Origin of the sequence: Paraburkholderia sp. HD33-4, assembly GCF_021390635.1 — a bacterium.
In the GTDB taxonomy this organism is placed as follows: Bacteria; Pseudomonadota; Gammaproteobacteria; order Burkholderiales; family Burkholderiaceae; genus Paraburkholderia.
In genome coordinates this window covers 2,473,765-2,487,099 of the sequence record NZ_JAJEJS010000001.1, presented here as the reverse complement: position 1 = coordinate 2,487,099, position 13,335 = coordinate 2,473,765, and the positions used below count along the sequence as shown (strand labels likewise).

At 64.5% G+C, this 13,335-nt stretch carries 11 protein-coding genes and 1 other RNA gene; 4 read left to right on the top strand and 8 right to left on the bottom strand.

Annotated features, from left to right (window positions below; translation table 11 throughout):
* The first annotated feature begins 78 nt into the window (after positions 1-78).
* Both L0U84_RS10990 and L0U84_RS10985 read left to right on the top strand, forming a co-directional pair.
* The gene (locus L0U84_RS10990; protein WP_233849820.1) at positions 79-606 is read left to right on the top strand and encodes a MerR family transcriptional regulator; all 528 of its coding nucleotides are present in this window, start codon (positions 79-81) and stop codon (positions 604-606) included.
* On the top strand, positions 525-935 hold the full coding sequence (locus L0U84_RS10985; RefSeq protein WP_233849819.1) for a carboxymuconolactone decarboxylase family protein: 411 nt from the start codon (positions 525-527) through the stop codon (positions 933-935). Before L0U84_RS10990 ends, L0U84_RS10985 begins: the two co-directional genes overlap by 82 nt.
* Before the next feature lie 121 nt (positions 936-1,056).
* Here the strand turns inward: L0U84_RS10985 and L0U84_RS10980 are convergent, their stop codons facing one another.
* The 8 genes from L0U84_RS10980 to trxA form a co-directional block, all read right to left on the bottom strand.
* Positions 1,057-2,436, bottom strand: a complete 1,380-nt coding sequence (locus L0U84_RS10980; RefSeq protein WP_233851998.1) for an MATE family efflux transporter — start codon at positions 2,434-2,436, stop codon at positions 1,057-1,059.
* Positions 2,437-2,438: 2 nt separating this feature from the next.
* Entirely contained in the window at positions 2,439-4,196 is a 1,758-nt protein-coding gene (locus tag L0U84_RS10975) for an ArnT family glycosyltransferase (protein ID WP_233849818.1), read from the bottom strand.
* Positions 4,197-4,502: 306 nt separating this feature from the next.
* Positions 4,503-4,766: a type B 50S ribosomal protein L31 gene (locus tag L0U84_RS10970; RefSeq protein WP_233849817.1), complete on the bottom strand. Its 264-nt coding sequence runs from the start codon at positions 4,764-4,766 to the stop codon at positions 4,503-4,505.
* Between the two features lie 179 nt (positions 4,767-4,945).
* On the bottom strand, positions 4,946-5,779 hold the full coding sequence (locus L0U84_RS10965; RefSeq protein ID WP_233849816.1) for a zinc-dependent peptidase: 834 nt from the start codon (positions 5,777-5,779) through the stop codon (positions 4,946-4,948).
* 14 nt (positions 5,780-5,793) lie between these two features.
* Complete coding sequence (locus L0U84_RS10960) at positions 5,794-7,350, bottom strand: MFS transporter (RefSeq protein WP_233849814.1); 1,557 nt, start codon at positions 7,348-7,350, stop codon at positions 5,794-5,796.
* A complete protein-coding gene (locus L0U84_RS10955) occupies positions 7,347-7,901 on the bottom strand; it encodes a MerR family transcriptional regulator (protein ID WP_233849813.1) in 555 nt (184 codons plus the stop codon). The genes L0U84_RS10960 and L0U84_RS10955 overlap by 4 nt, the downstream gene beginning before the upstream one ends.
* A 175-nt stretch (positions 7,902-8,076) precedes the next feature.
* Positions 8,077-9,345, bottom strand: a complete 1,269-nt coding sequence (rho, locus tag L0U84_RS10950; protein WP_008921615.1) for a transcription termination factor Rho — start codon at positions 9,343-9,345, stop codon at positions 8,077-8,079.
* A 279-nt stretch (positions 9,346-9,624) separates the two neighbouring features.
* Positions 9,625-9,951, bottom strand: coding sequence for a thioredoxin TrxA (gene trxA, locus L0U84_RS10945; protein WP_013089343.1), 327 nt, complete (start codon positions 9,949-9,951; stop codon positions 9,625-9,627).
* 510 nt (positions 9,952-10,461) lie between these two features.
* Between trxA and ffs the strand changes: the two genes are divergently transcribed.
* Both ffs and L0U84_RS10935 read left to right on the top strand, forming a co-directional pair.
* An RNA gene (gene ffs, locus L0U84_RS10940) (signal recognition particle sRNA small type) lies at positions 10,462-10,560 on the top strand.
* 181 nt (positions 10,561-10,741) lie between these two features.
* Positions 10,742-13,285: a DNA polymerase III subunit gamma/tau gene (locus tag L0U84_RS10935; RefSeq protein WP_233849812.1), complete on the top strand. Its 2,544-nt coding sequence runs from the start codon at positions 10,742-10,744 to the stop codon at positions 13,283-13,285.
* The last annotated feature ends 50 nt before the right edge of the window (positions 13,286-13,335 follow it).

The window sequence follows — 13,335 nt, the reverse complement described above, 5'->3', positions numbered from 1 at the left end:
AAAAGCGGGCAACGCAGACGAATGACAGCGTCCGACGCTTGACTTAGAGTGCACTCGAAGTCCTAACCTGAGTCCGTCATGTCGAAACACTCAACCGCGCTCACCATCGGTCAGGTCGCCGAAACGATCGGCGTGTCCACGCACACGCTGCGCTACTACGAACAGGCCGGCCTGATCCGGCCAGTCGGGCGCACGCAGGCGGGGCACCGCCTGTACTCGCCGGCCGACCTCGACTGGTTACGCTTCGTGATGCGTCTGAAGGCGACGGGCATGTCGATCTCCGGCATGCAGCAGATCGCCGCGTTGCGCGCGCAAGGCAATCCGACCATGCGTGCGCGCCGCGACCTGCTGGTTGCGCATCGCACCGCGTTGCTCGCGCGGATCGCCGATCTGCAGAGCAACCTCGGCGCGATCGACGACAAGATCGCGTACTACGAGGCGGCCACGAACGACGCGCTTGAGCCCGAGGCGGCACGACAGGGCGACGAAACCTCGTCGTCTTCACACGCCAATAAGGACTTGCAATGGACTACGCACACAACGACCGCTACGCGCGCGGCTGGGACAAGCTCAGGGAAATCGACGGCTCGGCGGGCGAGCAGGTAATCGCCGCGCTCGCGCCAGTCGCGCCGGAATTCGGGCGCCTGCTGATCGAATTCGGTTTTGGCGACATCTACAGCCGGCCGCAACTCGATCTGCGCACGCGTGAGATTGCGACGATCGCGTCGCTCGCGACACTCGGCTGCGCGCAACCGCAGTTGAAGGTGCATATCGAGGCGGCGCTGAACGTCGGCTGCACGCGCGAGCAGATCGTCGAGGTGTTCATGCAGATGGCGCTCTATGCGGGCTTTCCGGCCGCGCTCAATGCGCTGTTCACGGCGCGGGAAATATTCGAGGCCAAGGATCGGGAGGCGCAGGCCGCATACGCGGCGTGAGAGCACTGAGCTGGGCGGGCAGAGGATAGGCGGATGCGGCGCAGGTCGTCTCTCGCCCCGGCTTGGGCGCAACTAACCGTCAGATTCGTTCTGCCCATGACCGTTCCGATGCGCGATCCCCTCAAACAGGCGTATCGACCCGCACCGCCACGGCGTCGCGCAAATAACGCTGGCTCACGATTCGCCAGTACACGAGCAAGCCGACCCCGGCAATCGCGAGACTCACGGTGTTCGCGACCCAGAACCCGCGCGCGCCCGTCAGCCAGGGCGGCGTGAGGCCGGTCGTATCGAAGCCGAGCGCATAGCCGCCGCCGAGCCCGACGCCCCACAGCGCCACCGCATAGATGACGGTCGGCACGACCGCGACCTTGTAGGCGCGCAGCACGAACGCGGTGGAGATCTGCAACGCATCGAACAGGTGGTAGCAGGCGACGATCAGCACCAGTGGCAACGCCTTCGCCGCGACCTGCGCGTTCGTCGTATAGCCGTCGACGATGAACGGCCGCAGCGCGAGCACGAGCGCGGCATAGCAGCACGCGATCGCCACCGCCATCGCGATGCCGTGACGCGACAGCGTACGCGCCGCCTGCGGCCGATGTGCGCCGAGCGCCTGCGCGACCAGCGTCGACGATGCGATGCCGATCGACAGCGGCGTCATATACAACACCGCGCCGATGTTGCCGGCGATCTGATGCCCGGCAAGCGTCGTCGTGCCGAAGCGCGCGATGAAAAGCGCCATGAACGTGTACGACGTGACCTCGATCAGATACGACAGCCCCATCGGAATGCCAAGCCGCAATTGCGCCGCCTGGCGCTTCCAGACCGGCCAGCAGAAGTGCTTGAAGATACCGAGCGCCTTGAAATCGTCGACGCGCGCAAGCAGCAGCATGCCAAGTACCGCGAGTGCCCAGTTGAGCAGCGTGCTCGCGAGCGCGCAGCCAGGACCGCCTAGCGCGGGCATACCGAGGCCGCCGAAAATGAACCAGCTATTGAGCGGAATTTTCAGCAGTAGCGCGGCGATCTGCAGGAACATCACGAGCCGCGGTTTGCCGAGCGCATTGGCAACGGAGCTATAGACCCGGAACGCGAGGCCGGCAGGCAGCCCGAACGCGAGAATCCGCAGATACGCGAGCGTGCGCTCGTGCAGCGCGTCGGGCACGCGCGACACCGCGAGCAGCGGCCCGGGGAAGAACAGGATCAGAAAGCCGATCACCGTCAGCGCGGCGGCGAGCCACCATGACTGGCGCACCTCTTCACCGATCTCGCCGTAGCGGCGCGCGCCGTACAGCTGCGCGGTGATCGGCTGCAGCGCGGTCAGGATGCCGGTCAGGCCGATATAGACCGAGACGTAGATCGACGAGCCGAGCCCTAGCGCGGCCAGATCGACTGCGGAGTAGCGCCCGACCATCGCCGTGTCGATCACGCCGAACGCGATGATGGCCAACTGGCCGATCAATACGGGCCACGCGAGCGCGGCGATTTTCCGTACGTCGGCGAACATGGTCACTTGAGTTTCTTGTGCCAGTTACGGTTCTTGCCGGGCGGCGGCTTCGGACGGTCGATGCGCACGTACAGGCGGAAGTGCTCGTCGCGGTCGGCGGCGCGGCGGCCTTCCCAGACGAGCTTCCAGATGTAGTCGGGCAGCGCGCTAGGGTCGCTGTAGTCCTGCGAGTCCTGACGCAGGATCACGTCGCAGTCCTGGTCGAACGAGAAATTCATGTCGCCGAAATACGCGAACGTCGCGATCTGCGCATTGCCGAGGCGCACCGGCGAGATGCACGTGTAGTCATCGGGCAAGTGGTTGGCGATCTGCTGCGCGACGTCGCGATAGGTCCGGCTGTAGTTGACGACCGGCAGCCACAACGTCATCAGCAGCACCCACATCAGCGTCGTGCCGGCGCTCGACAGCACGACGCTGCGCCACAGCACCTTCGGATGACGGGCGAGGCGCCAGCGCACCAGCAGAAACCAGCAGACGGTCACCGCGACCGCGCACACGAACGACAGAATCTTGAACTGCGGCACGAAGCCCGGCGCGAGCCGCGCGAGGTTGCGCGCGAGCGGATGCGGAAAGCCGGTCAGACCCGCCACATACACGAGCCACACGAAGCTGCCGAGGATCGTGAAGCTCAGCAGCGCGAACCAGTCGATCGCGTTGATCGCGCCGCGCTTGAGCGTCGGCAGCGCGAAAGTCGCGAGCACCGCGAGCGGCGGCAGCAGCAGCATGTAGAGCCGGTTCGACTGATGGCTTTGCAGCACGACGAGCACGAACAGCGGCCCAATCACCGACAGCGGAATCGCCACGTGCGGTGCGCGCCGCAGACCCTTCCAGCTGAACCACGACCACAGCGCGAGCGGCCAGGCGGGCCAGGTGAAGAGCGGCAGGTTTTTCAGCGCATACGCGGCGACCGAGCCGGGCGGGCCCGCGAACGAGCTCAGGCTTACGTGCAGCCACTGGTTCAGATACCAGACGGCGTCATCGGGGAAGGTGGCGAGCGCGATGATCGGCCACGACACCGCGAGCACGAGCGCGACTGGCAGACCCGCGAGCAGTAGCCAGCGCGATCGCGTTTCGCGCACGATCAGCGTCATCGCGAGCGTGCCGAGCAGCAGCGCGCCGACCAGCACCGGGCTGCTCGCGAGTGTGACGAGACCGATCGCGAGGCCCCAGATCAGTGCGCCCTGGATCGGCTTGTCGATCATGCGCACGAGGCCGTAGACGAGCATCGCGACGCAGACGAACTGCGCGAGCTGCGGCGTGGTTTCGTGGCCGCGCTCGGCGAGGCCGAAGCACGCGAGCAGGATCAGCAGCGCGCCATCGGCGAGCGTTCGGCCGTAGTCGCGCGGTTCCGGCTCGCCGCCGAACGCATATTTGAAAGGTTGCACTTCGGCGCGCCGGCCGAGCAGATATGCCGCGTACCAGACGAACGCACAGCCCGCGCAGAACAGCAGGCCCGTGAACACGCGCGACGCGTTGCTCGCGTCGACCCATGGCGCAAGGACGCGGATCGCGCTCGCGCCGAGCCAGTATCCGAGCGGGCCGTCCTCGGTCAGATATTTGCCGAGGAGGTTCGGCAGCAGCCAGTCGTGCGCGCCGCCGTTGGCCATCGTCCACATGACACCGAAGCCGGCTGCGTCCTCGTTCTTCCACGGATCGCGGCCGAACAGACCGAAAGAGGCGTAGACGATACAGATGGCCAGCAGCAGCCAGCGCGGCAACGCACTGGTCGCAGAGGCGGTGAGGCGAACGACAGGTCTCATGCGGTGTGTGGAGTCTGGATAAACGATGCGGCCGGAGCGGGCCGGCGGGTCAGGGTGGCAGGGTCAGTTTCGAGCATCCGGCATTGTAGTCGTGCCGTGCGATGCGCGTCACGGCCGGTAACGCCCGGCAACGTCAATGGACATGCTGTAACACGATGTCGCGAAAGCGCGGCGTACCGGTTCCAGGCCAACGCTTCGCGCGGCGTGCGAGCCAGCGGTCGCACAAGTACAGGCGACAAAAAAGGGCAGCTCGCGCTGCCCTTCTGTTTGCTCCGTTGCCGGCCGGAAGCCGGCACCGTTGCGGTATTACTTCGTTGCCTTGCCCGAAGCGCGTGCGCCGAACTTCTTGTTGAACTTCTCGACGCGGCCGGCCGTGTCCATGATCTTTTGCTGACCGGTGTAGAACGGATGCGATTCCGACGACACTTCGATCTTCGCGAGCGGGTAGGTCTTGCCGTTGAATTCGGCGGTTTCGCGCGTGTTGATGGTCGAGCGCGTCACGAACCTGAAGTCATTCGACATGTCGACGAACAGGACTTCGCGGTAATCCGGGTGAATGCCTTCTTTCATGGTCTTTCCTTTAATCTGGCGGTAGCCAACCCGCGTGCAGCCTAGATTTGGACTGCCTTCAGGCGCGAGCCACTTGCCTACGGTCGAAAAACCGCGATTATGCCAGAAAATCAGTCGCTTGGCGATTTTTCTGCCAGCGGATTCTATTGCGGCGCAAGCGTCGCCGCGTTCGCGGCGTTTCAACTGGGTGTGAACGTCAATCCCACGCGCGCCGGATCCTGCCGGTAGTAGCGCGCGAGCAGCCTGTACAGCTCCGGATACTCCGCCTCGAAAGCCTGCGGCTGCACGAACAGCGCCTCGCTGCACACGGCAAAAAATTCCGACGGATGGTCCGCGGCATATGGATCGATCAGCGATTCGCGCTCGAAGCGCGCCCAGCGACGCTCGGGCACCGCGTCGACTTTCGCGCAGAAGTGATCGTACGCGTGGTCGAACACGTCGGCCCATGCCTGCGTGTCGAGCGGGGCGTGCCAGCGGCGCATCAGCGGCGGGTGGCCGTCCGCTTCGCCGTTCAGCATGTCGATCTTGTGCGCGAACTCGTGAATCACAACGTTGTATGCGTCGCTGCTGTCGGTCAGCTGCGCGTCTTCCCATGACAACACCACCGGGCCGCCTTCCCACGCCTCGCCACTGGCGTCGTGTTCGACCTCGTGCACGACGCCGTCTTCGTCCTCGACGGTCTTGCGGATCACGAATTCGCCCGGATAGACGATCACTCCGACCCAGCCGCGATACAGATCGAGGCTCAAATTCAGCACCGGCAGGCACGCCTGCACGGCGATGCCGACTGTCATCGCATCGGTCAGCTCGAGCTCGTGCGCGGTCGAGAACTCCTTTTGCGCGATGAACAGGCTCGTCAGCTCGCGCAGTCGCGCGAGATCGGGCGCGCTCAGGTGCGCGAGAAAGGGCAGACCGGCGAGCGTCGCCTGCCACAAGGAATCGTCGATCGCATAATCGCGCAGCGCGCGCTCGCGACGTCGCGTGCCCAGCCAGTTCGTGAGTTTCGACAGCATGCTTGAGCCCACCTTCAGTCGATCTGTTTTTGCCACGCGGCGAACAGGCCGCCGCATATCGCGACGCCGATCAGAAAATAGAAGCCGTCGAGCGACGCGAGGAAACTGGCCTGCTGCGCGACCGACCGGCCGATCGACGCGATCGCGAGCGCATGCGCCTCGCTCGCCGCATGGCCAGCGGCGGCGAAGCCGCGAGTCAGTGTCGCGAGCGTGTTCTGGTAGACCGGATTGTACGGATTCACGGACTCCGCGAGGCGACTTTGATGCAGTGCAAGCCGATGCTGCTCGATGATGATCACCGAGGCAGTCGCGAAGGAGATCGTCAATTGCCGCACGATGTTTTTCAACCGGTAGCCGTGCGTGAACTCCTCGATCGCGAAGATGCGGAACGTCAGATTCGCGACCGGCAGCACGATGAAGAGCAACAGCAGGCCGCGCAGCAGAAGCGGCACGACGAGTGCCGCCTCGCCGACGTCGGGCGACATGCGCGTCATCCATACGGCGGCGAACGCGGCCACGGCGAAGCCCGGCACGATGATCCACTTCTTGCGCGGCAGCAGCTTCGCATAACGTAGATAAACGAACAGCGCACTCGCCGAAATCAGCGACGTGACGCCGACGAGCCGCCCGGTGTTCTCGACCGGATAGCCGAGGCCGCCTTCGAGGAAGCGCGAAATCAGATAACTGAACACCGTCGACATGTAGTAATAGAACATGTACAGCACGATGCCGACCTGAAAGACCTTTTCGCGCAGTGCATGCAGGCGCACGAGCGGCGCCGGGTGATGCCACTGGTGATACACGAACCAGCCGAGCGCCGTGATGCCGGCGACCGCCAGCAGGATCAACGCCGGCGACGTGCTGAACAGCTGGAAGCGCACCTGCTGCATCACGATCTGCAGCGCGCCCTGCGCGAACGCGAAGATCAGATACGGCCAGAAATGGGCGGAGCCGCGTTCCTCGGGCAGGCGGTTGCCCGCGTCGGGCAGCGCGAGCAACGCGAGCATGGCGAACAGCACGCCAGCCGGCACCGTGCATGCGAACAATGCGCGCCAGTCGAAATGCGCGACCAGTTGTCCGCCGACGAGCGGCGCAAGCGCGCTCGCGAGCACGATCAGCAGCAAGAACGCGCGCGTGGCCGCGGGCCGCTGCTGCGGCGTGAAGCTCATCTGGATCAGGATGCGGCAGGTGCCCATCATCGGGCCGATGAAGTAGCCCTGAAAGCCGCGCGCGAACGCGAGCTCGATCGACGACTCGCTGAGCGCCGCGGCGGCCGCGCCCGCCGAATAGAGCAGCATGCAGCCGGCCACGTAGCGCCGGTAGCCGAAGCGCTCGACCCACCATTCCTGCTGCAGGATGCCGAGCACCGCGGCGACTGCGTAGGCGCTCGACGCCCACACGAGTTCATCTGGCGATGCATTGATACCACCGGCGATATAGCTGGCGAAAAACGAGAAGATCGCGTTGTCGAAATAGTCGAGACCGGTGACGACCGCGAGCACCCACGGGAAAAAATCGCCGGGCAATTTGTCGACGCCGAACCTCGCGGCGCGGGACGAGGTGAGGCTCATGACGACCTGGACGGTGTACCGGTGCGCGATTTGCCTGTACGTTTGCCGGGCGCAGTTCCGGGATTTTCAGCGGCCCCGGCCGCTTTGGCCTGCGCGTGACGACGCTGTTCGAGCAGCTGATCGGCGTTTTCGCCGGCGAGGCGCCGCTCGAGGTAGTCGAGATCGGGGGCCAACTCGGCGCGCAGGGCCTGGGCTTCCTTCAGTTCGCGGCGCACCGCTTCGATGCGGGCGTCGAGCGCTTCGACCTGGTGGGCGATCGCATCGCGAATCTGCTGCAGCGATTCCGTCGAGAAGCGATGACCGCCTTCGACCGGTTCGAGCGGCCGCTTCAGCATTTCGGTGATGCTGTGCAGCGAGAAACCGAGCGAGCGCAAACGCAGAATGCGCGCGAAGCGCTTCAGGTCTTCCTCGTCGTACAGGCGGTAGCGGCCTTCGCTGCGAGTCGGCGATACGAGGCCGCGTTCCTCGTAGTACTTCAGCGTGCGCGGCGTGACGCCGAGACGTTCGGCGGCGTCGCGCACGGTCAATAGCGCGGGGGAGTCCTTCGGCATGGTGGTGACGGGGAGGGCAGTGTGTCGGCATTGTACTGCAACGTGAACGTTCACGTACATGTTGAGGGCGCATTGCATGAGCTGACGACGGGCGAAAAAAAACCGCTCGCGATTTGCGAGCGGTTTTTCATGCGTTGCCGTAGCCGGCTACTTCAGCCAGCACGAAGGTCGGGCGTTAGCTGCCGCCACCACGACGCATCATGTCGAAGAACTCGGAGTTGCTCTTCGTCTGGCGGATCTTGTCGAGCAGGAATTCCATCGACTCGACTTCGTCCATGTCGTGAATGAACTTGCGCAGCACCCAGATCTTCTGCAGCACTTCGGGCTTGATCAGCAACTCTTCGCGGCGCGTGCCCGACTTGTTCAGGTTGATCGACGGGTAGACGCGCTTCTCGGCAAGACGGCGCTCGAGGTGCACTTCCATATTGCCGGTGCCCTTGAACTCTTCGTAGATCACGTCGTCCATGCGGCTGCCGGTTTCGATCAGCGCCGTGCCGATGATGGTCAGCGATCCGCCTTCCTCGATGTTGCGCGCCGCGCCGAAAAAGCGCTTCGGTCGCTGCAGCGCATTCGCGTCGACACCGCCCGTCAGCACCTTGCCCGAAGCCGGCACCACCGTGTTGTAAGCGCGCGCGAGACGCGTGATCGAGTCGAGCAGAATCACGACGTCGTTCTTCATTTCGACGAGGCGCTTGGCCTTCTCGATCACCATTTCGGCGACCTGCACGTGACGCGCGGCGGGTTCGTCGAACGTGGAGGCGATCACTTCGCCGGCCACCGAACGCTGCATTTCCGTCACTTCTTCCGGGCGCTCGTCGATCAGCAGCACGAACAGCACGACATCGGGGTGGTTCTGCTTGATCGCGTGCGCGATGTGCTGAAGCATCACGGTCTTGCCCGACTTCGGCGACGCGACGAGCAGGCCGCGCTGGCCCTTGCCGATCGGCGCGATCATGTCGATGATGCGGCCCGTCACGTTCTCTTCGCCGCGCATTTCACGTTCGAGCAGCAGCACCTTGTTCGGGTGCAGCGGCGTCAGGTTTTCGAACATGATCTTGTGCTTCGAGGCCTCCGGCGGCTGGCCGTTGACCTTGTCCACCTTCACCAGCGCGAAATAGCGCTCGCCGTCTTTGGGCGTGCGCACTTCGCCTTCGATCGTGTCGCCCGTATGCAGATTGAAGCGGCGGATTTGCGACGGGCTGATGTAGATGTCATCCGTGCTGGCGAGGTAGGAGGTTTCCGGCGAACGCAGGAAGCCGAAACCGTCCGGCAGCACTTCGAGGGTGCCGTCGCCGAAGATCGTGTCGCCCGCTTTGGCTCGTTTTTTTAGAATGGCGAACATCAGTTCCTGCTTGCGCAGGCGGTTCGCGCTTTCGATCTCGAGGCCATTGGCCATCTCGATCAATTGGGACACGTGCAGAGTCTTAAGCTCGGATAAATGCATACGGAGAACCCGCAGGAGAAGGTGCGACGAAATGAAATCTGGGAGGAGGGTGAGCGGAACCGCTCAAAGACTTACACGTCTTTTCGACGTTTTGTGGATTCTAGCATAGCACACGCCAGTTTCCGCCAGTGCGGCGGAGTGGCATCTTTGTCGTAAAGCGTGTTGCCAGCTGACAACACGCTCGACTGAAGGGCGCGGCGGCTTGCTCCACCGATGCGCCCGATTCTCAACTGCTCGCAGCGCGCGATGAACGCGCGAGCGCCGAGACGTGCTGCTGCTTTACAGGTTGCCGTCGAGGAACGCGGTGAGTTGCGACTTCGACAGGGCGCCCACCTTCTGAGCGGCAACAGCGCCGTTCTTGAACAGGATCAGCGTGGGGATCCCGCGCACGCCGAACTTGACCGGCGTGGACTGGTGCTCGTCGACATTGATCTTCGCGACTTGCAGGCGATCGGCGTAATCCTTCGCGACTTCGTCGAGGATCGGCGCGATCATCTTGCACGGACCGCACCATTCCGCCCAGAAATCGAGCAGCACGGGTTTATCGGATTTCACGACGTCCTGTTCGAACGATGCGTCGCTAATATGCTTGATTTGTTCGCTCATTTATGAATACCTCTATCGGTTCGAGGCCCGCCTGAATTGCTCGCCACGATACGTCAAAAACCGGGAAATTTTCCGTTCGCTTTGCCGCATCCGGAGACTAGCCGCGCATGCCTGTGAAAATCAGAAAAACCGTCTGAAAAAACGCCGGATTTTCACGGAATGCGCGGAAAGAGTCGCGTATGCGGGTCTTTCAACTGGCAGTGTAGCTTAATTCGCTATGCGTTGCCGATGGCGATAGTACTCATTAGGGCAGTGGGGCTAATGGGCCGCCGCTGCTGCGTCGGCCGGTTTCTGCGGCTCACTGATACCGCGTTGCAATCTAAATGGTGGCGGGCGCGGCGAACTCAAGGGACGTGCGTGGCGGCCCGTCGCCGAGGTGGCCGGGAGGTCGTCGGGCGGCGTGCATGATGCGGACGCAAACAGTGTGAGGCCGTTCGAAGCGACGCGTCGTTCGCGTTTTGTTCGTATCAACAGTCGCACAACGCGCGCGGCAATGATAGAATCTTTCGTGACGGGCCTCCTCGCATGGAGGGATGGTCAACCTGGTCAGGTCGGGAACGAAGCAGCCACAGCCGTTTTCCACCAGTGCCGAGGGTCGGGCTCGTCACCTTCCTTTGCTTTTTTCTCCGCGGCCGTTTTCACGGATTCTCCGCAGAATCTCCACAGTCATTCCCAGCTTCCGTATTGATCGTTCGCCGTGTTCGGACGGAGCGTCGTCGTGGTCGTGTCGCGCGTTCGAGGGCCGTTCCGAATCGGTTTTGCGCGCCATTGTTACTGATACAATTTCCGGATGACCTATCAAGTTCTCGCACGCAAATGGCGGCCGAAGGATTTCGCTTCGCTCGTCGGACAGGAGCACGTGGTGCGCGCGCTCACCCATGCGCTCGACGGCGGCCGTCTGCATCATGCCTATTTGTTTACAGGTACGCGCGGCGTCGGCAAAACCACGCTGTCGCGCATCTTCGCGAAGGCGCTCAATTGCGAGACCGGCGTGACGTCGACACCGTGCGGCGTGTGCCGTGCGTGTCGGGAGATCGACGAAGGGCGCTTTGTCGATTACGTCGAGATGGACGCGGCGAGTAATCGCGGCGTCGATGAAATGGCCGCGCTGCTCGAGCGCGCGGTGTACGCGCCCGTCGATGCGCGCTTCAAGGTCTATATGATCGACGAAGTGCACATGCTGACGAACCACGCGTTCAACGCAATGCTGAAGACGCTCGAAGAGCCGCCGTCGCACGTCAAGTTCATTCTTGCGACCACCGACCCGCAGAAGATTCCGGTCACCGTGTTGTCGCGCTGTCTGCAGTTCAATCTGAAGCAGATGCCGGCCGGTCACATCGTGTCGCATCTCGAACGCATTCTGGGCGAAGAGAATGTGCCGCACGAGGAGCAGGCGTTGCGCCTGCTCGCGCGCGCGGCCGACGGTTCGATGCGCGACGCGCTATCGCTGACCGATCAGGCGATCGCCTATTCGGCGAACCAGGTCAGCGAAGACGCGGTGCGCGGCATGCTCGGCGCGCTCGACCAAAGCTATCTGATCCGCCTGCTCGACGCGCTCGCGCAGGGCGACGGCGCGGCCGTGCTAGCGGTCGCCGACGAGATGGCCTTGCGCAGCCTGTCGTTTTCGACGGCGCTGCAGGATCTGGCGAGCCTGCTGCATCGGATCGCGTGGGCGCAGTTCGCGCCTTCGTCGGTGCTCGACGAATGGCCGGAGGCCGCCGATCTGCGCCGCTTCGCCGACGCGTTGAGCGCCGAGCAGGTGCAACTGTTCTATCAGATCGCGACGATCGGCCGAAGCGAACTGGGCCTCGCACCCGACGAATACGCGGGCTTCACGATGACGCTGCTGCGCATGCTCGCGTTCGAGCCGGCGCCGACAGGCGGCGGTGGCGGCGCGACGGGAGCCGCTGGTACGCAAACCGCTGCGCCCGGCGCGGGCGCCGGTGCGAAGCGTTCTGGCGTACCAACGGTCGCGGCGCTGCGCGCATTGTCGCCTTCGTCCGCGATGGCCATGGCAGCCGCTGCCCCGGCTCGTGGACCTCAGGTTGACGTTGCTGGCGAGGAGCAGGGCGATCCGATGAAAGCCACCGCGTCCGTTGCAAAGCCGATCGCGAAGCCCGCAGCCGACGCCGCTCAAGCTGAAGCAGCGCCGCAATCGGTTGAAGCCCAAGCTGCCGGCGCGCCTGCTGCAGCCGTTGCGGCGGCCCGCCCTTTGGCGCCGTGGGACGACGCGCCAGCGGATGCCGGCGCCACGATCGCCCCGTCGAGCGCGCCCGTCTCGAACGAAGTTTCCGACATCGAACCTTCATCCGCACCGAGCGCGTTTGCAACTGCCGCGCTTGCTCGCGCGGAAGAGGCGACGTCACCGGAACCGGAAGCCCGGCAGGAATTGGCGGCGCGCGCTTCACCGGCGGCACCCGCCGCAGCCGACGACTCCGCGCCGCGTCGCGCGGGCGGCGCTCGCGCCGCGCTCGACGTGTTGCGCAACGCCGGCATGAAAGTATCGTCCGACCGTGGCCGCGCTAATACGCCGGCGGCCGCGAAGCCCGCCGCGCCCGCCACGCCGAAGCCGGCCGCGCCGCGTGTGGTCGTTCCAGTGCCGACGCCCGGTGCGCCGCGCCAGGCGTCGCAGGACACCGCCGCGCAGGCTGCGCCCGCTCGCAATGCAAACAGCGGCGCCAGCGGCAACGCGCAACAGAACAGCCCGTCGATCCCACCATGGGACGACATGCCGCCCGACGACTACATGCCGCTATCGGCCGCGGACGACGCCTACTTCATTCCGCCAGACGAGAACTTCGTGCCGGTGTTCGACCACGGCCCCGACGACGTCCGCATGGACGCCCCGGCCGGACAGGCCGCCGCGCCGGCGCCGGTCGTCGATACGCGCCCGCTGCCACCCGCGGTGCCGCTCGATCCGCTCGGTTTCACCGGCGACTGGCCCGCGCTCGCCGTCGATCTGCCGCTGAAGGGCATCTCGTACCAGCTTGCGTTCAACAGCGAACTGATGGCGCTCGAAGGCGGCACGCTGAAGCTCAACGTACCGGTGCCGCAATACGCGGAAGCGTCGCAGGTCGCTAAACTGAAGGCAGCGCTGGTCGAGCGGCTCGGCCAGAACGTCGACGTGCAGGTCGAAGTCGGCGCGGCGCGCCGTACCGCTGCCGCACACGACGCGAAGCTGCGCGCGCAGCGCCAGCAGGAAGCCGAGCGCGAGATCAGCGCCGATCCGTTCGTGCAGTCGCTGATTCGCGAGTTCGGTGCGAGCATCGTGCCGGGCTCGATCCGCCCGATTACCCCGGACGCCGCCCCGAACGGCGCGTCGCCGGCCCACTGATCCATCGTTCGCGGCGTCGTCGGAGCGCGGCGCCGGAATGTCAGATTCCA